The following is a 20,502-nucleotide window of genomic DNA, read 5'->3' as shown; positions in this document are numbered from 1 at the left end:
GCGATTCGGCCACCGATTCAGTGCACCTCGGTGATGCCCTCGCGGTGCCGCTGGGCCAGTGCGGAGTAGTAGGACGGATTCACCTTCACCCAGAGTTCGGCGGGCGTGCCCTCGATGGATTTCCGCACCCGCGCGGGCGATCCGGCGGCCAGCACCCCGTCCGGAATCTCCGCCCCGGGCGGTACCAGCGAATGCGCCGCGATCATGGTCCCGCTGCCGATCTTGGCCATATCCAGCACCGTACTGCCGTTGCCCACAATCGATTCCGCCCCGAGTGTGGCCCCGTGGAATACCACCGCGTGCGCGATGGTCGACCCCGGGCCGATTTCCACCGGCACATTCTCCGGCACGTGGATCACCGCGTTGTCCTGCACATTCGCTCGCTCGCGAATGATGATGGGCGCCAGATCCGCCCGCAGCACCGCGCCATACCAGACCGACGCCCCGGCCTCGACCCGGACATCGCCGATCAGCGTCGCCGTGGGCGCGATGAATGCCGACGGATCAACCGTCGGGCGCTTACCTTCGAATTCGTAGAGTGGCACGCTAGCACCGTAAATCTCGGGGCCGCCGAATAGTTCGAGATCGGCGGCCACCGCCGCGCACTCCGCTCAGCGAATCACGATCGCATCGATCCACTCGGCGATATCCGCGGTGACGGTACCCCGCACCGGTTCGTGCAGCAGATCGTGCCCCGCGTCCGGGTACTCCCGGAATTCGGCGATCAGGCCCCGAACCCACTCGCGCACCGGCTCCACCGGGGCGCGCCGATCATCCATGCCGTGCACGATGAGTATCGGAAGCCCTTCCGGCACATCGGGTCTCGTGGGCGCACGCCCTCCCATGCCGCGTGGGCCGAGGCGTGCGGCCGGAGTGTTCTCGCTTCCCCGGGCGGATGCGGGCGGCGCGCCGACCGGCACACCGCGCGGAGTTCCGCAGAGAATCAATCCGGAAAGTGCCGGGGCGGCACCGGAAGTCGCGCGCGGCTCCGAATCGGTACCCCGGACGTCCGCGGCATCGGTACCCCGGACGTCTGCGGCATCGGTACCCCGGACGTCCGCGGCCCGAGCCGCGGACACACCGGTCGCGGGTGCCACGGCGGCCACGGCGGTCGCCGCGCCGAGCGAGTGACCCATGAGGAACAACGGTCCGGATTCGGCTGCGATCAGATCCAGGAATGCCCGTGCGTCACCGGCCAATTCGGGCAGGGTTCCGGGTCGATCCGGATCGCCCTCGCTGAGTCCGTGCCCGGCGGTGTCGAGGGTCCACAGCTCGATCCCGGCGGTTTCCAGGGCCCGGCCGAACCGGTGGTAATGGCCGCTGTGCTGTCCGGTCCCCGGCAGCAGGGCAACCCGGGCCACCGGATCGGCGACCGGCTGGCGGCGATAGTGCAGCCGCCCGCGGCCGCCTTCGAAGTACGGCATCCGCCGATTCTCGCACCCCGGCGCCGCCGGGATTCCGGTCGGTCGCACAGTGCGCATCAAGTCGGGCGAATCGGTGAATTCGGGTCTCCGCGGCGGCGTGGGGGCGGGGAACACGGACGGCGCGGAGCGCCGACACGCCGGGGTCGGGGGGCCGGTTTCCGGGCGGCTACCGGGGGAAGAAGGCCCGGGGTGAATGGGTGGATACACGAGTCGTGTTGTGCCGCAACGCGGCCCGGAAATACCGGGCGGATGAGCGGGGCGGCAGCGCCGCCGCGACGGCGCGCGAGGGCTACCTGGCGACACCCGGTGCGAGGTGGAGTCACTACGCTGTTCGCGACTCGGCACGCAAGGGCGCGTGTCCGGGTCGCGGGTGTCGGCGGAGAGACACAGGAGGGCCGCGATTGATTCTGTTCGGTGATCGTGTCGTGTGCAGCACCGGTGACCTGGTGTCGGCGGCGCGTTGTGAGTTCGCGCTCCTGCGCGCGCTCGACGCCGAACTGGGGCTGGTGACATCGATCGGATACCCGGCGCCCGGTGAGCTGGCGCATGCCTGGAATCCCGCGGTCGAACAATGCCTGGCGGATCTGCGCGACCGGTACGGCGCCGGCGTGGTACGCGTACCCGTTCCGGCCGAGCACGCCGATCCTGAGGCCGCCCTCGCCGGACTGCGGCGGGCGCACGAACAGACCTTGGCGGCGCTGCGGGGACATGCCGACGCGGTCGCGGGAGCCGTCGTCTTCGACGGCGAGTTCGCGACCCGATGCGATTTCCTGGTGCGCGACAGCGATCCCGAGACACACGACTATCTGCCCGCGGCGGTCGCGACGCGGCACACCCGGATTCCGGCTCTCCTGACCCTCGCCGCCACCGCGGATGCGCTGCGGCGGTTCGGGTTCCGGCCCGCCGCGCGGGCCAGGCTATGGGTGGACGGGGTGGCGAGTACGCATTCGCTGGCCGATATCGCCGTGGTGCACCGGGCCCGCCGCGATCGGCTGAACCGGATTCTGGAAGACAAGCTCGGTGAACTCCTGCCCGTGCAGTGGGGGGATCGGCGGTTCCTGGCGTGCGGGCACTGCTCCGCCTGCACCGCCGAACTCGAGACCCGCCGGGATCTGCTGCTGGTCGCGGGTATGCGATCCGCCACCCGGGCGCAGTTGCGCGATGCCGGTATCACCACCGTCGACCGCCTCGCCGCCGCCGATGCCACCGTCACGGGTGTTCCCGCACCCACCTTCAGCGCACTGCGCCGCCAGGCCGAACTCCAGCTGGAGCGCGAGCACACCGGTCTGCCCACGCACACCCTCATCGACGCCGCGGCTCTGGCCGCCCTCCCCCGGCCCAGTCGCGGTGACCTCTTCGTCAGCGTCGCCGCACCGGATCGGCTCGAGGTGTGGTCGAACTGGTCCGCGGATCGCGTGCACACCTTCACCATTCGCGTCGGCGGCACCCCGCCGGGTTCGGAAAGCGCTGCCGCACCGGAGCTTCCGGTCTGGGACGATGACGCCGACGCCCTGCTGGATTTCCTCAGCGAACGCCAGTGGGAGCATCCGGATCTACGCATCCACCACTATCGCGGCAATCTGCGCCCCCTGCTGAGCAGGATCGGCGAACGCTATCCGGACGGCGAAGACGTTGTGGCCGACCTCCTTCCGGCCCTGGTCGACCTGTACCCGATCGTTCGCGCCACCATGATCGTCGGCGAACGCTCCTACGATCTGCGCCAGCTGCCCCCGAACAGGACCGCCGCGAACGCCGAGGGTATGACGGCCGAACGGACCGCGGCCGACGGCCTGGCCGGAAGCGGGCCGGAAGCCGTTCGGCAGCTGCGGGATTGGCTGCTGGGGCTGGCGCGCGAGCACGGCGTGCAACCGGCCCGCCGCATGTCCTACGACTACTGGGAGACCGGACCGGACGAGGTCGAGGCCGCGTTGCGCGAATTCGCCGAGACCGGCTATCGCGATGGCAGCGAACGCGGACCCGCGCAGGTGGCGGCGGCCTTCACCGCGGCCGCGGTCGGCTACTTCCGGCGCGAACGCAAACCGCTGAGCTGGGCGCATGACGACCGACTGGACCATCCGGTCGAGGAGTGGGCCGAGACGCCGGGCGTCCTGGTCGCCGACTGGGGCACGGTGGACACCAAATGGCACAGCACCGGTCAGCGCCCGATGCGCAGATATCTCACCCTCACCGGCAGACTCGGCACCGGGAACGCCCCGCCGCCGGGCACCCGGGTCCTCACCCTCTACGACCGCCCCGCCCGCGGGATGACCGCCGTGCCCGGACGGCGCGCGGCCGCGCACGCGACGGTGCTCGGCTGCGCCCTGGACACCAATTTCGAGGATGTGGTGCGCGTCGTCGAACTGCTGCCCGAGGGCTGTGAACCCTATGACGAGCTGCCCAATGCCATCGCGCCCTGTCCGCCGCGGCGCAATGACAATCTGGAGGAATCGCTCGAGGATATCGCGCACCAACTGCTCGTGACCCTGCCCGAAGTGCCGGGCAATGCCGTCTTCGACCTGCTGTGCGCCCGCCCGCCCCGGCTGCGCGGGGGCGCACCGCTACCGGAGGTCTTCGGCGATCACGCCGCCGCCGTCACCGCCGCCATTCTCGAGCTGGAGAATTCCTATGTTGCGGTGCAGGGCCCGCCCGGCACCGGGAAGACCGACATCACCGCCCGCGTGGTGGAAAGACTTGTGACACGGTACAAATGGCGCGTCGGCGTGGTCGGCCGCTCGCACGCGGTGGTCGAACACGTACTGGACGCGGTGGTGCAGGTGGGTGTGCTGCCCGAACTCGTCGCCAAGGCCGAGGCGCAGTCGGTGGCCCCGGAATGGCTGCCGATCGACGCCGCCAAATACGGCCGCTTCCTCGACAATGCCGTCAACGGCGGTGTGGTGGGCGGACTTTCGAATGATTTCACCGATCCCGAGCGCATCGCCCGGGACAGTCTGGATCTGCTGGTGATCGCCGATGCCGGCCGATTCCCGCTCGCCGATGCCGCGGCCGTCGCACTCTGCGCGCGCAATCTGCTGCTGGTCGGCGATCCCGCACCCGCCACCGGACACGGCATTCATCCCGAGTCCGTGGACGAATCGGCGCTGGGCCGGTTGGTGGGCGCGCACCGCACCCTGCCCGCCACCTTCGGATACTTCCTGGATCGCACCTGGCGCATGCATCCGCGGGTGTGCGGCCCGGTTTCCCGGCTGCGCTATGACAATCGGCTGCGGTCGAATGAAACAGTCACCCTCGCAAGGGAACTCGAGGGCATCGAGCCCGGCGTGCGCACGGTGACCATCGAACACCACGGCAACAGCACCGAATCCGCCGAGGAGGCGCGCGAGATCGTACGCCAGGTGCGCAATCTGCTCGGCCTGCCGTGGCAGACCGGCGCGGTCACCCGTCGCCTGCACCCGCACGACATTCTGGTGGTCGCGCCGTATCACGCGCAGGTGGCGCGCATTCGAACCCTGTTGTCCCGCGCCAGGATCGAGGATGTCCTGGTCGGCACGGCGGATCACTTCCAGGGCCGCGAAGCCGCCGTAGTGCTGGTCTCCATGGCCACCTCGGCTCCCAAGGACGCACCGCACGGTATCGGGGCGCTGCTGTCCCGGCACTGGCTGACCAGCGCCATCTCCCGCGCCATGTGGTCGGCGATCATCGTGCGCTCACCGCTGCTCACCGAATACCTGCCCGCTACGACCACGGAGCTCGGCGATCTGGCGGCTGTGCTGCAACTCGATCGGGTGTGATCCGAGGGTGTGGATCCCGGCCAAAAGCGCGCCAGGATGACAGGGCTGGGGAAGACGCCGGGATGGCGGGGCCGGGGAAACGCCGGGATGGCGGGGCTGGGGAGGAAGGGGCTGGCTGCTGCTGAGATCGCCGGAGGCTCAGCCGAAGTTCTGGCCCTCGCCCCGGTAGCTGGGGACCCGAGTGCGGACGCCGTCGGCGACCAGTTGGACCTCGTTGAAGCGTTCCAGGAGTTCACCCGCCTTGGCGTGCCGGAACCAGACGCGATCGCCGATGGCGAGGTGGTCCGCCCCGGTCAGGGGAGTCTGGACTTCGCCCGCACCCTCGGTGCCGATGAGGCTCAATCCCTTGGGCCACACCGGTTTCGGGACGCGCGCGGCACCGGCCGGGCCGGAGGCGATATAACCGCCGGAATAGACCGTGGCGATGCCGTCGGCCGGATGACGCAGCACGGGCATCGCGAAGTACATGGCCGGGCGCGGAGCCAGATTGCGGTAGCCGTCGAACAGCGTGGGGAGATACAGGCCGGAGCCCGCCGTCACCTCGGTGACATCGGGATCGGAGACGCTCACCTCGATGGAGCCGGTGCCGCCGCTGTTCACGATCTCCAGCACACCGACCTCACTGCGCACCGCATCGACGACCTGCTTGCGACGACGGCCGATTTCGAAGGCCGAGGCCCGCTTCACCAGGCGCACAGCGGGATTCGAATCCGGTAGCCCGGCGATCTGCGCCTCATAGGTCATGACGCCCACGACGGTGAACCCGCGCCGCCGCGCCACCCCCGCGATCCGCGCGGCCTGCTCGGGCGTGCGGATCGGCGAGCGGCGCACACCCAGGTGCAGCGGTCCGATGCGCAGCGAGGCGTCCACATCGATACACACACGGGGAGAGACCTTTTCGCCGATGACGGCGCGGATCAGATCCAGCTGATCGATATCGTCGATCATGAGCGTGATCGACTCCAGCAGCACCGGATCGGTGGCCAGCTTCGCCAGCGCGCCCCGATCGACGGTCGGATAGCCGAGCAGGATATCGCGGGCGCCCAGTCCGGCCAGCCAAATGGCTTCGGCGAGTGAGTAACCCATGATTCCGGCGAATCCGCCGGAGGCGGTGAGATCGCTGCCGAGCACCTCTTCGAGTACGGCGCGGCAGCGCACGGATTTACTGGCCACCCGGATCGGCACCCCCCGCGCGCGGCGCACCAGATCGGCGGCATTGGCGCGCAGGGCGGCCAGGTCGACGGCGGCCAGGGGCGGGTCGAGTTCGGCGGTCGCCGCGTGCAGCCCGGCGATAGGCGACGGTTCGCTCACCTTTTCATTCGACCACGAAACTGGTCATGCGTCCAGCATTCGGCCAACCCGAAACCCGGCAGCTCGAATCCGGGATCGGTGGCCCGAATCAGAGGTCGACGGCCTTGGTGGACAGGTACGACACCAGGTCATCCAGGACGACCAGCGATATCTCGTCATCGCAATCGGCCAGCCAGCGCAACACCATGCCCTGGATCACCGCGAGCAGGTACGCGGCAATGGCGTCCACCGGCTCCAGCCACTGCGTTCCCGAACGCTCCGCGCACAGACTCAGGAATTCGGTGACCTCGGTATCCAGCTCGCGGAACATCGCCGCACCCGCGGGATCCGGGACGCAGACGGTCTGATCGCCCTCCCGCCACCGCCGGCGCAGCACCGCCAGCGTGGACTCATAGGCGCGCAATTGCCGATCCGGCGACGACTTCAGCATCGGCCAGAGCGTGCTCACACCCGCGTGCAACAGCACTCGAAGAGCACGACTACCGGTGATATCGAGCGACGCGGCGGCCTTCTCGATGGCCTCGGTCATGGCCGATCGCACTCCGACCTGGACGATTTCTCCACTAGCGCTCAACGACGACTCCCTTTAGCGAAAAAGAACTCGCGCATCTCGCTTGCGCGGCTCGCTCGACGGGTGTGCAGATCAGCACTGATCCCCGAGCAGGACCCGGCGTACCCGTTCAACAGGTATCCACGATACGTCGTTTTCTGGGTCGATGACCAGCTTTGATAGCCGATTTCGTACCGGAGGATTGTTTCGTTACCTAATCGCTACTCGCTCGCGATCGAATGGGAATGGCTGAAATTCCCAGACCGCCCGGTAAAGCGGACATTAGGACCGAGCGGTATTTTACGGACGGCCGTCCCCCTAAAGATAGCGACTGTGCTCGAACGCACAGGTCCGAACCGGCCGAGGATTCGCAACGCGCCGGTCACGACACGAAATTCACATCCCGCAAGCGCATTCGTCATACTGCGTTCGGACGCCCACCGATAGCCTGATCGGGTGACTTCAGCGCGCCACGATCCCCTCCTGCTCACCGGCACCTTCAACTTCCGCGATGTGGGCGGGGCCCGCACCACCGGCGGTTCCCATGTGCGCGACGGAGTACTGCTCCGTTCGGCCCAGCTCAGCCGGTTGAACGATGCGGGCCGCACCCGACTCCTCGAACTCGGCATCACCGATGTGCACGATCTGCGCGGCTTCGCCGAAATCGATCTGATCGGCCATGACGCCCTGCCCGAACAGGTGCGCCTGCACGTCACCCCCTTCGATCCGCGCATGGGCGAGACCCCACCGCACGAGGCGCGCCGCCACGTCACCGCGGCCAATCACATGCTCGAGGTCTACCGCCTCTTCCCCGCCATGCCCGAGGCCCACTCGGCCATCAAGGCCCTGGCCGACTCCGCCCTCACCGGCAGCGCCCTGGTGCACTGCGCCGCGGGCAAGGATCGCACCGGCTGGGCAGTGGCCACCCTGCTGCGCGCGGTCGATGTGATCGAGGAAGACGTCTACGCCGACTACCTGCTCAGCAATGACGCCGTCCCCACCCTGCGCGCCTTCATGGCGGGCGAAACCGACGAGGAGCTCTCCGACGATCTGCTCGGCGTGCGGCCCGAGTACCTCGAATCGGGCACCAGAACCATGAACGAGATGTACGGGGGCCTGGACGGATACCTCGCCGAAATCGGCATCACCCCGGATCAGCGAGAGGCCCTGCGCGCCCGCATGATCGAATAGCGGGTGCCCGATCGGGTGGCGGCGACACCGGCCGAGCGGACGCCGCCGGAGCCAGCGGCGCTACTCCGCCGGGGCGCGGCGAACCAGACCGTCCGGATCGATGCTCACATGATTGCCGGTGTGGAACCACGGGCCGGTGAAGCGCGATTCGGTGGTCTGCGGATCATTCCAATAGCGCGGGGCCACATTCGGGCCGCGGCACAGCAGTTCGCCGTGCCCGGTCCCGGCGCGCGGACCGAAGAGCGCGAGTTCCGTTCCACCGAAAGGGAATCCGAGCACATCGCGCGGGGCCGCACCGTCATCGCGGGCCAGGCCGATACCGCTGGTCTCGGTGGCTCCCCAGACCGACCACTGCCGGGCCGCTGGGAAGACTTCGCGCAGGGTGGCGGCCACCGAATCCGAGGTGGCGGGATCGGCGGCGGCGAGTTCGGCGCGATGCCCCGCGCTGCACACCTGTCTGACGCGGTCCAGCCGCTGGCCCGCGAGTTCGGGCAGTAGGCCCGCAAATATTCTGGGGGTCGCGGAGACCATATCTATTCGCTCGGCCACAAGGGCTTTCGCGATGGCCGCCGGATCCGGGGCCAGCACCACCGTGCCGCCCACCGCGAAGGTCGGCAGCAGCTGATCCACACAGCCGCTGGCGTGCGCCAGCGGCAGCAGCACCAGATTGCGCAGCCCCTCCGAGGGCAACTCCAGCGCGCCGACCACGGAACGGATTGCCGAGAGCAGGTTCTCATTGGTCAGCTCCACCCCGCGGGGCCCGACCTCGGGGCCCGGACTGGTGTAGCAGAGCAGCGCCAGCTCACCCAGGGAGGCGCCGTCGTCGATGAAGGCCGCGCCATCGGGCAGCGCCGCACGGTAATTCGCCGCACGACCGCCGCCGTCGAGGATGTAGTCGGCGGCGGCATCGCGAATCACCCGCTCCGCCACCGCATCCGGCAAACCGTCATGCACCAGCACCGGCACCGCGCCCGAGAGCAGCGCGCCCAGGAACGCCTGCACCCAGCGCGCGCCCACCGGCAATCGCACTGCGACCCGGTCCCCGTAACCGATTCCGTGCTCCTGCAATCCTCCTGCGATCCGGGAGGCGGAGTACCAGAGCTCGCGATAGGTGAGGCGGGGGCCGCCGATCTCGACCACCGCCTCCCGCGCGGCAAACGTGTGCACCTGAATATCGAGCAACTCCGTGAGCGCGGGCGTCAGGTTCCCATAGCGCAGGACGCCATCGGTGCCGCGCGCAACAGGGTTGTCGCACCAGGCATTTCGCGAGTGCGGGTATTCGACCAGTAACTGCGACATCCGTCCCTCCGAGCGCCTCGAGCCTGCAGGCACCAGTGACTATATGATGCACATCACATCCATGGGCGGATTGTCGGCAAACGTAGTCGAGACGTCACGGCACGGAAACGACTAGCGCCCGGTGTACTTGGCCTTCCCCGGACCGACCTCGAGGAAACTCTTGACCGCCCCGCGCAGATCGTCGGTGGCGAACAGCTGGCCCGACACCTGCGACGTCACCGAATCGGCATGCGCCACACCGCCCGAACGCCAGGCGCCGATGATCTCCTTGGTGGCGGCGTGCGCGCGGGTCGGACCCTCGGCGAGTTTGGCCAGCAAGGTGCGCGCCGCCGTGTCGACGTCCTCGTGCACCGCGTTGACCACGCCCCAGTCCGCCATGGTCCGCGCGTCGTAGAGATCGGCGGTCATGACGAATTCGCGGGCGCGCCCCGAACCGGCGCGCTCGGCCAGCCGCTGCGGACCGCCCATGGACGGGGTCAGCCCGACCACCGTCTCCACCAGACCGAACTTCGCCTTGGGCGCGGCCAGAATGATGTCGCAGGCCAGCGCGATCTCGAAGGCCGCGGTCAGGCACAGCGCATGCGCCGCGAAGATGACCGGACAGGGCAGCGCCTCCAGCGGATGGATGATGCGCGCGAAGAGCGTCTGCCACAGCTGTGCGCCCTCGGCCGGGGACAACCCGTCGAAGACGTGCACGTCCACCCCGCCGGAGACGAGTTTGCCCTCGGCGCGCAGCAGTACCGCGCGCGGCGGGTCGGCGGCCAGCTCCTCGATATCGGCGGCGATCGCCTCGAAGAGGGCCTTGTCGAAGAGGTTCAGCGGCGGATGCGCGATCGTCAGGATCGCGGCCTGCGCCCCGCCCTCGGTGACAATGCGTTCCAGACGGGTGGGCTTGGAGTCGGTCATGAACTGAATGTATGCGCAGTCACTTCGCCGGAACAGACCCGGCTCGCCGCCATCGCCGCGCATCGGACCCATCTGACAGACTGGCCGGGTGACCACCTCGGAATCGGAGCAGGGCGCATACGTGGAGCCCGGCGAATTCAAGCGGGACACCAACTACATCACCACGCGGATCACCGCGGACGGCCGCGACGGCTACCCCGTCGAACCCGGCCGGTACCGCCTGATCGCGGCGCGGGCCTGCCCGTGGGCCAATCGCACACTCATCGTGCGACGGCTACTCGGCCTGGAATCGGTGCTGTCCCTGGGGCTTTGCGGTCCCACCCACGACAAGCGCAGCTGGACCTTCGATCTGGATCCCGGCGAAGTGGATCCGGTGCTGGGCATCCACTTCCTGCGCGATGCGTATCTGGCGCGGTATCCGGAGTATCCGCGCGGCATCACGGTGCCCGCGATCGTCGAGGTCTCGACCGGGCAGGTCGTCACCAACGACTACGCGCGGATGACGCTGGACTTCTCCACCGAATGGACGCGGTACCACCGGGAGGGAGCGCCGCTGCTCTATCCGCGGGAGCTGCGCGAGGAGATCGATCTGGTCAACCGGCGGGTCTACACCGAGGTCAACAATGGCGTCTACCGGTGCGGATTCGCCGGGGACCAGGCGGCCTACGACGCGGCGTACGACCGGCTCTTCACGGCGCTGGACTGGCTCGAGGAACGACTCACCAATCAGCGATACCTGGTGGGCGACACCATCACCGAAGCCGATGTGCGGCTCTTCACCACGCTCGCGCGCTTCGATCCGGTGTATCACGGGCACTTCAAATGCAATCGCCAGAAGCTGGACGAGTTCCCGGCGCTGTGGGGCTATGCCCGGGATCTGTACCAGACCCCGGGATTCGGTGACACCACCGACTTCACCCAGATCAAACAGCACTACTACATCGTGCACACCGATATAAATCCCACGCGGATCGTCCCCAAGGGTCCGGAGCTGGGCAACTGGCTGACCCCGCACGGCCGGGAAGCCTTGGGCGGCAACCCCTTCGGCAAGGGCACACCGCCCGCGCCGCCACTGCCCGCCGAGCGGGTGCCCGCCGGGCACCAGCCCGCCTGATCAGCGGACCTCGCCGCCGTAGGTGCCGAAGCTCCAGTACACGCCCTCGGGATCACGGCAGACGAAACCCCTGGACTCATAACCTTCTTCATCGCGCAGTTCCCGAGTGATGGTGGCGCCCGCGGCTTTCGCCCGGGCGAACACCGCATCGGGATCGGGGACGACGATATAGATGGAGCCGACGCCGGGCGGCTGGCAGTCCAGGGCCATATTCTCGCGGGCGGCGCCGAGCATGACGGCGCCGCCGGCGGGCCAGGCCAATTCGGCGTGCACGACGATATCGCCGTCGGTGTGGCGGGCGACGGTCTCGAAACCGAAGGCCCGCTCCAGGAAGTCGATCGCGGCGGGGGCATCGCGGTAGACCAGGGTCGGCCACACGACGACGGTGCCGGTCGGCGACGCGGTGGAGGCTGCTGATGTTGTCGTATCGGTCATGACCTCAGCCTCCTGCCCCGAGGGACTGTTGGTCTTGGACGAATGGGAACTCCTCGCGCTCACGCCACACCGAGGGCGGCAGACCGGCGAGTTCGCGCCACTCCCTGGCCATATGGGCCTGGTCGTAGTAGCCCGAGAGCACCGCGACCTCCGCCAGCGCCGGCGGGGCGGGGGTGCGCAGCATGGCGTGTGAACGCTCGAAACGCGCGATCCGCGCCAGATCCTTCGGCGTCACCCCGAATTCGGCGCTGAACCGATTACCGAGATGCCTACGGCTCCAGCCGATCTCATCGGCCACCGCCCCCACCCGCACCGCCGGATCCGGTCCGGCCAGCAGCTCCCAGGCCCGGGTCAGCTCACCATCCCAGGCGACCGGGCGCACACAGCGCAGCAGAATCTCATCGAGGATCTCGAACCGCCGCGGCCATTCGGCCGTGGCCGCCAGCCGCTCGCGCAACTCCCGCGCGGGCGCGCCCAGCACCTCCGGCAGATCGACGATCCACGAACCCAGCGCCGCCGTCGGCACCCCGAACAAGGCCCGGCATCCCAGCGGCGTCACCGCCAACTGCACCCCGTGCTGATACCCGTGATGCTCGATCACGCACGGCCGCGTCGTCAGCCCGCTGGCCAGCATCTCCCAGCGCCCACCGGCCTGCTCCGGATGCGAGGAGACCGGCACCTCGATCGGCTCGCCGATGGTGATGATCACCGTCAACACCGATCCGGGCATCCCCACATGCGTCCCCGGCGCGAACCCGCGCAGCAGATAGCCCTCGTAACCGAGGACGTATGGGCGCAACCGCGGATCCGGAACCCCGCTCGCGCCTTCGGACACACCTGCCACGAATCCCACGATATGCGCCCGCCGCCACCCGGCGCGCGGTTGCCGGACGATGTTCGGGGTATCACCGGAACGTGAGTCCGCTCATCGAATCCGTTGCCGGGAAGTTCGGCGCGGGGCCGGGCGGACGGAACCGGCTGGTCTCGCAAATCGTTGGATCGGTGCAATAGAGTTTCGGTCGGAAGACCGCGCGATTTAAGGGGTATGCCGATGTTCAAGTCCGGGCTCGAGAAGGCGGTCATCTCGCTGCTCGACAATGGGGCGCAGGTGCAGGCTCCCGCTGTCGCGAAGTATGTGGGCAAACTGCGCGACAGCCATCCGGGTGAGACCCCGGCGCAGATCATTTCGCGCATCGAGAAGCTGTACCTGACCGCGGTCACCGGCAGCGGTACCGCGGTCGGCGCGACCGCCGCCGTTCCCGGCGTCGGCACCATGGCCTCCCTCGCGGCCATGAGCGCGGAGACCGCGTTCTTCCTGGAGGCCAGCGCCGTGTACACGCTGGCCGTCGCGGCCGTGCACGGTATCGCACCCGAGGACAATGAACGCCGCCGCGCCCTGGTGCTGGCCGTGGTCATGGGCGAGAGCGGTATGGAGATCGTGCAGAAGAGCGTCGGCAGCTCCGCCAAGAACTGGGGCACCCTGCTCGCGGGCAAGATTCCGGGCATCAGCGGGATGAACGACACCCTGCTCAAGCGCTTCGTCATGCAGTTCCTCGCCAAGCGCAGCGCACTCATGGTCGGCAAGATCATTCCGGCCGGCATCGGCGCGGCCATCGGCGGATTCGGCAACCGGGCGCTGGGCCGCGGCGTGGTCGACAACTCGCGCAAGGCCTTCGGCGCGCCGCCGAAAACCTGGCCGCAACCGCTGGTCATCGATGCCGATCCGCTGCCCGCCATGGAATCCGCGCCCAGGACCACGCAGCAGTGAGCAAGGCGCGACCGCTCGCCTTCGCCGTCGGCGGATTGAGCAAGAGCATCGAAACGACCACCGTCGTCGACGACGTCAGTTTCGTCGTGCCCGCGGGCAAGGTCGCGGCCCTGGTCGGACCCTCCGGTGCGGGCAAGACCACGATCGTGCGCCTGCTGCTGGGCCAGCTCACCCCCACCTCGGGCACCGCGAGCATCGGCGGACCCGGTTCCGGCGCGCGCCGCGGACGGCAGGTACTGGGCGCGGTGCAATCCCCGCGCGGCCTGCATCCGGCGCGCACGGTACGCGGGCAATTGAGCGTATTCGCCGCCGCCGCAGGCGTTTCCGGGGATCGGATCGACGAACTGCTGGGCCTGACGCGGCTGGAACCGTTCTCGGGCGAGCGCACCGGGAAACTGTCCGCCGGGGCGCGGACCCGGCTCGCCCTGGCCATCGCGCTGCTCGGCAATCCGCCGCTGCTGGTCCTGGATGATCCGTTCGACGGGCTCGAACAGGCCGAAATCGGCTGGCTCACCGAGTATCTGCACGCGCACGCCCGGCGCGGCGGCACCGTCCTGCTCACCTCACGGACCCTGAGCGCCGCACTGCCGGTGGCCGATGAACTGATCGTGCTCGATCGCGGCAAGATCACCTATCAGGGCAGCCCGGCCCGCCTGCGCCGCAGTCATCCGGACCGGCTGCTGGTCAAGGCCTCCAGCCCGATCGCGCTGGCCACCACCCTGGCCGCACAGGGCTTCACCGACGCGGTCATGCGCCCGGACGGCCGCCTCGCCGTCGCCGAAGCCTCACTCGCTCAACTGGAGTCGGCCGCCTCCCAGGCCCGCGTCCAGCTCACCGAGATCACCCCCGAACACATCCACCCCGATCAGGTCCTGGCCGCCCTCATCCACACCGGCCACGCCCCCTCCCCCTACCCCACTCCCACCGCGTACGGAATGCCGCGTTGATCGCGCGCCACCCACGACCCGCCCCGCACGCCGGGCCGTCTTCGCACTCACACCGAGCCGGGGCGAGCGCGCGTGTCGCCGGACCGATTACGCACCGCCCCGAGCTGTTCCCGCACCCCGCCGCAGCACGCCCGCGACATGTCGAATCATGCTGCGCCGGGCCGGTTTCCGGCGAGCGTGCGGCTCAGCTGTTACGAGAGGAACTTCGATGATTCTGACCGCTGTGCCGGATTCTGTACTGCGGGCGGCCAATTCGGAGGTTCGGAAGCTCACCTCGGTGCGGGCGCAGCGGGTGATCGCCGCCAATCTCATCGGATACGCGATGGTGGCGTTCGCCGTCATGGGGTTGACGTTCAAGGCCGACGACGTGCCACGGGGCACGTTCATGTTCCTCTCGGGCTGGTCGGCCATCGCGGCGGGGCTGGCGCTGCTCGCCGCCATCGTGCTGGCGGCGGTGCTCGGGGCCGTCGCGTCGGGGGACGAGTACCGGCTGGGATCGATGCGGATCACCGCGCTGTTCACCCCGGACCGGAATGTGCTGTTCGGCGCGAAACTCGGTGTGGTGGCCGCGATTTCCCTGGCCACCGTGCTGGTGCTGGAGCTGCTCGGCGGTGCGGCCTACGCGCTGATCGGGCGCGATCGGGTGCGATTCACCGGTGAGATGCTCGCCGTCTTCGGCGGTGTGGCGCTGGCCGCGGTGTGCTGGTCGATCATCGGTGCGGCACTGGGTTTCCTGCTGCGCACGCCTATTCAGGCGATCGCGGTCATGGTGGGCGTGGCGATCATCGAACCGCTGGTGTGGATTACCGCGCGCGCCATCGGATTCGGTGGTTTCGCGAGTATCCTGCCGCTCTCGGCCACCGTCGGCACCGTCACCAACGGCACCTACGCCAAGGGTGATTTCATCGCGCCCACCCCGGCCGCCATCCTGGTCCTGCTGTTGTGGACCGCGGCCTCGGCCGGCGCGGCGTGGTGGTTCTTCACCCGCCGCGACCTCTGAGCGCCCCGCGCCGAAATCCGTTCAGCGCCCGGTGAACAGGCGACGCCACACCTCGTGATCGGTGCGCGGCCCGCCCGGGGTGTCCCCGCCGTACTCGGCGATGAGCGCGGGTAGGTCCAGCGGCATGGTCGGCGCGGCCATATTCGTGAGCTCGTGCTCCACCGCGGAATCCGGTACCAGCCAGCACACCTCGAATTCGATGCCATCCGGATCGGCGGCGTACAGCGCTTTGGTGGAGCCGTGATCGGACGCACCGGTCAATGCGCCAGCGGCGGTGAGCACCTCGCGGACGCGCCCCAGCTCCGCGAGCGTGTCCACCTCCCAGGCCAGGTGGTAGAGCCCCACCCGCCCGGTGCGATGCGCCACGGACGGATCCGGCGACTGGAACAGACCGAGATCGTGATCATTGGCCGATCCGGCGGCCTGGAGGAAGGCCGCGCCCGGAAAGCCGCCGGGCAGCCGCCGGAAGCCGAGCACCTCTTCGTAGAAGGCCACCGAACGCTCCAGATCGGAGACGAACAGCACGGCGTGATTGAGACGCTGGATCGGCATGGGTGCGACTCCAATTCGAGTTGTCGTAAGTCCTTCCAGCGGACCACGCGCCCGCCCCGGGCACAAGCCGAAGTCCCGCTTCGCGCACCAACACGCCCACGACCCGGACTTTGTCGGTGGCGGGGAACAAACTGGGGGTGGTGCCGTCGTTACGGCTCTAGGTGAGTGCGATGAAGGTGGTTGAGACCGGGGTGGAGAAAACGAGCTCCGAGCCAACCGGGACCGGTCCCGGTTGGCTGCGCCGACTCTGGGTGCGATGTCGCACCCACCCGTGGCTGCTCGCCGCCATCGCCCTGGCCGTCCTGCTCGGTGCGGCGGTGGAGGTCACCGGCCCGCTGCTGGCCAAACGCGCCCTCGACGGCGCGACCGCCGGGAACACCGGAATCATCACGGCCGTGGCCGGATTGCTGGTGCTGCTCGCCGCCGGTCGCTTCCTCGCCTCGTTCGGTCGTCGTATGGCGGCCGGAAAGCTCGCACTCGATGTGCAGCACGAATTGCGCGTCGACCTGCTCAACGCACTCCAGCGCCTGGACGGCCCCGGCCAGGACGCCCTGCGCACCGGCCAGGTGGTCTCCCGTTCCATCAGCGATCTGACGCTGGTGCAGGGCCTGCTGGCCATGGGCCCGTGGTCCTCGGTCGCCGCGCTGCAATTCGTGTTCGCCGCCGCCATCATGCTCTGGCTCGCACCGCTGCTGGCACTGACCGCGCTGCTGGTGGTCCCGGTGCTGGCGCTGGTCGTCTATCGGGTGCGGCCCAGGCTGTACGCCGCAACCTGGTCGGCGCAACAGCGCGGTGCGGATCTGGCCCAGCACGTGGAGGAGACCGTCACCGGCGTGCGCGTGGTGAAGGGGTTCGGGCAGGAGGCCCGAATGGTGGATCTGCTGGAGCGGCACGGTAAACGGCTCTTCGCCGAACGCATGCGCGCGGCCCGCATCGACGCCCGATTCGGACCGACCCTGTCGGCCATTCCACAGGCCGGATTGGTCGGTGTCATCGCCGCGGGCGGCGTGCTGGCCCTGCACGGCGCGATCGGCCTGGGCACCTTCCTGGCGTTCACCGCGTACGTGGCCACCATGACCAATGCCACCCGGACCATTTCCATGGTGGTGGTGATGGCCCAGCTCACCCGCGCCGCCGCCGAGCGCGTGCACCAGGTCATCGACAGCGCACCGGAGCAGACCGATCCGCCGCATCCGGTGCCGCTGCCCGCCGGGCCGCTGGGCATCGAAATCTCCGCTCTCACTTTCGGATTCGACCCGAATCGGCCGATCCTGGACAACTTCGAACTCACCGTGGCCCCGGGCGAGACGGTCGCGATCATCGGCCCGGCGGGTTCCGGCAAATCCACCCTGTCGCTACTGCTCCCCCGCTTCTACACGCCGAATGCGGGCCGGATCACGCTGCACGGCAACGACTCCCACGCCGATATCGCCGACCTGCGTGCCACCGAACTGCGGGCCGCGGTGGGCGTGGTCTTCGACGAGGCATTCCTGTTGTCGGACACCATCTCCGCCAATATCGCGCTCGGGCGACCCGACGCCACGGAAGCCGAAATCCACGCGGCGGCAGTGCAGGCCGCCGCCGACGAGTTCATTCGGGCGCTACCCGACGGCTATGACACCGTGGTCGGCGAACGCGGCCTCACGCTGTCCGGCGGTCAGCGCCAGCGCATCGCGCTGGCCCGCGCGCTGCTGGCGAATCCGCGCATCCTGATCCTGGACGACGCCACCTCCGCCGTGGACGCGCTCACCGAGGCGGCCATTTTCGCCGCCCTGCCCGCGGATTCGTCTCGCACCACGCTCATCCTGGCGCACCGCGAATCCACCCTCACCCACGCCGATCGAATCATCCGGCTGCCCGGGCCGAGCGACGGCTCCGCGGACGACGGGGCACCACCGGTCGGCGCAGACCGCGACACGCGCCCCGCACGGGTCGGACTGGAGGCCGAGACCGGCACCGAAGCCGATCCGGACACCCCCGCGGAGGTACGGCGGTCGCTGGCGACACTGCCGCCCGCGGTGGAACAGCCGGGCCTGGATCCGGCCGAGTTGCGCGCCCCCGATACCGACTTCCGATTGGTCAAGGCCATGCGGACCGTGCGGTGGCTGGTCCTGGCGGCAATGCTGCTACTGGCACTGGATGCCCTTGTCAGCGTGGGCTTTCCGTCGATCGTGCGCTATGCCATCGACTCCGGGGTGACCGATCACGACGGTGCCGCACTGACCCGCGCGGTGTTCCTGGGCGCGGTGCTCGCGGTGATCGGCTGGTTGGCCGCCTCCACCGCGCTGCTGTGGGGTTCGCGCGCGGGTGAGCGGGTGCTCTACGGCCTGCGCGTGCGCAGTTACGCGCATTTGCAGCGACTCGGACTGGACTACTACGAGCGCGAGCTCTCCGGCCGCATCCTCACCCGCATGACCACCGATATCGACGCCCTGTCGACCTTCCTGCAAACCGGTCTGCCCGATGCGCTGGTGAGCCTGCTCATGGTGCTCGGCATCGCGATCGCGCTGCTGCTCATCGACGCGCACCTGGCGCTGGTGGTCTTCGTCTCGGTGCCCGCGCTGCTGCTGGCCACCTGGCTGTTCCGGCGCGCCTCCGATGCGGCGTACACCGAATCGCGGGAGCACTCGGCGACGGTGAACGCGGATTTCGCCGAGAATGTCGCGGGATTGCGTGTGGTGCAGGCGAATCGGCACGAGCGCAGTGCCTCGGAACGCTTCACCGTCTACTCGCACCGGTATCGGATCAGCCGGATGCGGGCGCAGCGGGCCATCTCGCTGTTCTTCGCCTTCGTCGGCGCCTGGGCCGATCTGGCGCTGGCCGCGGTCGTTTTCATGGGCGCGCGGGCGGTCGCCGACGGCGCGGCAACGGCGGGCACCCTGGTGGCCTTCGTGCTGTACCTGGAGTTGCTGTTCGGCCCGATCTATCAACTCTCACAACTCTTCGACGGCTATCAGCAGGCCAGGGTCGGCCTGCGCCGCATTCGGGAACTGCTGAAGACGCCGTCCTCGATCGCCCCGGACCCCGCCGACCCGGCCGTGATCGACGGCCGGCTGCGCGGTGAGGTGGTCTTCGATAATGTGCGCTTCAGCTATCCGGGCACCGACACCCTCGCCCTCGACGGGGTGAGCCTGCGCATTCCGGCGGGCACCAGTCTCGCCCTCGTGGGTGCGACCGGCGCGGGTAAATCGACCATCGTGAAACTGCTGGCCCGGCTGTACGACATGCCCTATGACGGAAATCACGATCTCGAACGCGATGAATCACCCGATTCGATAGCCGATTCCCATGAACGGCAGCGGATTACCGGTGAAAACGGCGCGATCAGCGTGGATGGCATCGATATCCGCGACTACCGGCTCACCGACTACCGATCACGGTTGGGAGTCGTTCCACAGGAAGCGCACCTATTCACCGGGGACATTGCCGGCAACATCGCATTCGGCAAACCTCTTGCGAATGCCGCGGAGATCGAGGCGGCCGCCGCGGCGGTCGGCGCGCTCGACACCATCAACGCGCTACCGCTGCGAATGGGGCAGCCGGTCGGTGAGCGCGGACGCGGACTCTCGGCCGGGCAACGACAGCTGATCGCCCTCGCCCGCGCCGAACTGGTCGGTCCGGATCTCCTCCTGCTCGATGAGGCGACCGCCGTACTCGATCCGGCCGCCGAGGCATCGGTGCTGGTAGCGAGCGAATCGGTGACGCGCGGCCGGACCGCGGTGATTGTCGCGCACCGGCTCGCCACCGCCGCGCAGGCCGATCTGATCGCCGTGGTCGATCAGGGCCGGATCATCGAAATCGGCGCGCATGACGAACTGCTCGCGAGACACGGCGCGTACTCCCATCTCTGGGCTGCGGCACAGGCCACCGAAGGAATATTCTCAGCGGAGGACGAGTCGTCACTGAGGAATGTGTCCGCCCGGTGGTAGTCCATGCCCATGGGCGAACCGGGGTGGGCATATCCTCAGAGGGGGCGCGTCGGCGCGCATCCGCCGATTACCCGTGCCGGGCACGTCACAAACGTCGCAGCGCGAAGAACGAAATGAGGCGAACACCTGCTGTGAGCAGCTCAACAGACCAGTTCGGACAGAACCAGTGGCTTGTCGACGAGATGTATCAGAAGTACAAGCAAGACCCGTCGTCGGTCGATGAGAGCTGGCACGAGTTCCTCGCCGATTACACGCCGGAAGCCTCCGGCGAAACCGGCAACAGCGGCCGACCGGCTACCCCCGCTCCGGCCGCCGCGGCTCCTGTCC

17 protein-coding genes are annotated in these 20,502 nt (G+C 68.7%); 8 read left to right on the top strand and 9 right to left on the bottom strand.

Going from position 1 to position 20,502, the window contains the following annotated elements; translation table 11 throughout:
- Positions 1 to 17 precede the first annotated feature (17 nt).
- Together NA10_RS22630 and NA10_RS22625 are read right to left on the bottom strand one after the other, a co-directional pair.
- Positions 18 to 545: a gamma carbonic anhydrase family protein gene (locus tag NA10_RS22630; RefSeq protein ID WP_067571291.1), complete on the bottom strand. Its 528-nt coding sequence runs from the start codon at positions 543 to 545 to the stop codon at positions 18 to 20.
- A 66-nt stretch (positions 546 to 611) separates the two neighbouring features.
- Positions 612 to 1,424 (bottom strand): alpha/beta hydrolase, encoded by an 813-nt coding sequence (locus tag NA10_RS22625; RefSeq protein ID WP_067571288.1) that lies wholly within the window; start codon positions 1,422 to 1,424, stop codon positions 612 to 614.
- A 401-nt stretch (positions 1,425 to 1,825) separates the two neighbouring features.
- Here NA10_RS22625 and NA10_RS22620 point away from each other — a divergent pair, with 401 nt between their 5' ends.
- Complete coding sequence (locus NA10_RS22620) at positions 1,826 to 5,173, top strand: AAA domain-containing protein (protein WP_067571198.1); 3,348 nt, start codon at positions 1,826 to 1,828, stop codon at positions 5,171 to 5,173.
- Between the two features lie 138 nt (positions 5,174 to 5,311).
- On the opposite strand, the gene NA10_RS22615 is transcribed toward NA10_RS22620, so the two are convergent.
- Positions 5,312 to 6,484: an amino acid deaminase/aldolase gene (locus NA10_RS22615; RefSeq protein ID WP_067571196.1), complete on the bottom strand. Its 1,173-nt coding sequence runs from the start codon at positions 6,482 to 6,484 to the stop codon at positions 5,312 to 5,314.
- Between the two features lie 88 nt (positions 6,485 to 6,572).
- Positions 6,573 to 7,058: a TetR family transcriptional regulator gene (locus NA10_RS22610; protein ID WP_245677655.1), complete on the bottom strand. Its 486-nt coding sequence runs from the start codon at positions 7,056 to 7,058 to the stop codon at positions 6,573 to 6,575.
- A gap of 432 nt (positions 7,059 to 7,490) precedes the next feature.
- On the opposite strand from NA10_RS22610, the gene NA10_RS22605 reads away from it, so the two are divergent.
- Positions 7,491 to 8,225: a tyrosine-protein phosphatase gene (locus NA10_RS22605; RefSeq protein WP_067571191.1), complete on the top strand. Its 735-nt coding sequence runs from the start codon at positions 7,491 to 7,493 to the stop codon at positions 8,223 to 8,225.
- Positions 8,226 to 8,285: 60 nt separating this feature from the next.
- Here NA10_RS22605 and NA10_RS22600 read toward each other — a convergent pair whose 3' ends face one another.
- Entirely contained in the window at positions 8,286 to 9,524 is a 1,239-nt protein-coding gene (locus NA10_RS22600; RefSeq protein ID WP_067571189.1) for a class I adenylate-forming enzyme family protein, read from the bottom strand.
- Positions 9,525 to 9,635: 111 nt separating this feature from the next.
- Positions 9,636 to 10,430, bottom strand: a complete 795-nt coding sequence (locus tag NA10_RS22595; protein WP_067571286.1) for an enoyl-CoA hydratase/isomerase family protein — start codon at positions 10,428 to 10,430, stop codon at positions 9,636 to 9,638.
- A gap of 88 nt (positions 10,431 to 10,518) precedes the next feature.
- On the opposite strand from NA10_RS22595, the gene NA10_RS22590 reads away from it, so the two are divergent.
- Complete coding sequence (locus tag NA10_RS22590; protein WP_067571187.1) at positions 10,519 to 11,544, top strand: glutathione S-transferase family protein; 1,026 nt, start codon at positions 10,519 to 10,521, stop codon at positions 11,542 to 11,544.
- On the opposite strand, the gene NA10_RS22585 is transcribed toward NA10_RS22590, so the two are convergent.
- The gene (locus NA10_RS22585; protein ID WP_067571185.1) at positions 11,545 to 11,979 is read right to left on the bottom strand and encodes a VOC family protein; all 435 of its coding nucleotides are present in this window, start codon (positions 11,977 to 11,979) and stop codon (positions 11,545 to 11,547) included.
- Between the two features lie 4 nt (positions 11,980 to 11,983).
- Positions 11,984 to 12,823: a helix-turn-helix domain-containing protein gene (locus NA10_RS22580; RefSeq protein ID WP_067571284.1), complete on the bottom strand. Its 840-nt coding sequence runs from the start codon at positions 12,821 to 12,823 to the stop codon at positions 11,984 to 11,986.
- 207 nt (positions 12,824 to 13,030) lie between these two features.
- Here NA10_RS22580 and NA10_RS22575 point away from each other — a divergent pair, with 207 nt between their 5' ends.
- From NA10_RS22575 to NA10_RS22565, 3 genes are all read left to right on the top strand, one after another.
- Positions 13,031 to 13,747, top strand: coding sequence for a hypothetical protein (locus tag NA10_RS22575; protein WP_067571279.1), 717 nt, complete (start codon positions 13,031 to 13,033; stop codon positions 13,745 to 13,747).
- A complete protein-coding gene (locus NA10_RS22570; protein ID WP_067571183.1) occupies positions 13,744 to 14,694 on the top strand; it encodes an ABC transporter ATP-binding protein in 951 nt (316 codons plus the stop codon). Before NA10_RS22575 ends, NA10_RS22570 begins: the two co-directional genes overlap by 4 nt.
- Positions 14,695 to 14,902: 208 nt before the next feature.
- The gene (locus NA10_RS22565; RefSeq protein ID WP_067571181.1) at positions 14,903 to 15,694 is read left to right on the top strand and encodes a hypothetical protein; all 792 of its coding nucleotides are present in this window, start codon (positions 14,903 to 14,905) and stop codon (positions 15,692 to 15,694) included.
- Positions 15,695 to 15,715: 21 nt separating this feature from the next.
- Here NA10_RS22565 and NA10_RS22560 read toward each other — a convergent pair whose 3' ends face one another.
- Positions 15,716 to 16,246, bottom strand: coding sequence for a VOC family protein (locus tag NA10_RS22560; protein ID WP_067571179.1), 531 nt, complete (start codon positions 16,244 to 16,246; stop codon positions 15,716 to 15,718).
- A 170-nt stretch (positions 16,247 to 16,416) separates the two neighbouring features.
- On the opposite strand from NA10_RS22560, the gene NA10_RS22555 reads away from it, so the two are divergent.
- Complete coding sequence (locus NA10_RS22555) at positions 16,417 to 20,175, top strand: ABC transporter ATP-binding protein (RefSeq protein ID WP_067571177.1); 3,759 nt, start codon at positions 16,417 to 16,419, stop codon at positions 20,173 to 20,175.
- A 131-nt stretch (positions 20,176 to 20,306) separates the two neighbouring features.
- Positions 20,307 to 20,502 (top strand): 2-oxoglutarate dehydrogenase E1 subunit family protein (locus NA10_RS35850; RefSeq protein WP_373862403.1); only part of this gene is annotated, 196 nt, incomplete at its 3' end.

It is taken from the genome of Nocardia acidivorans NBRC 108247 (assembly GCF_001625085.1).
GTDB classification, from domain to species: domain Bacteria; phylum Actinomycetota; class Actinomycetes; order Mycobacteriales; family Mycobacteriaceae; genus Nocardia; species Nocardia acidivorans.
Note: the sequence above shows the minus strand (reverse complement) of the source record. Positions and strands in the feature narration are given on the sequence as shown.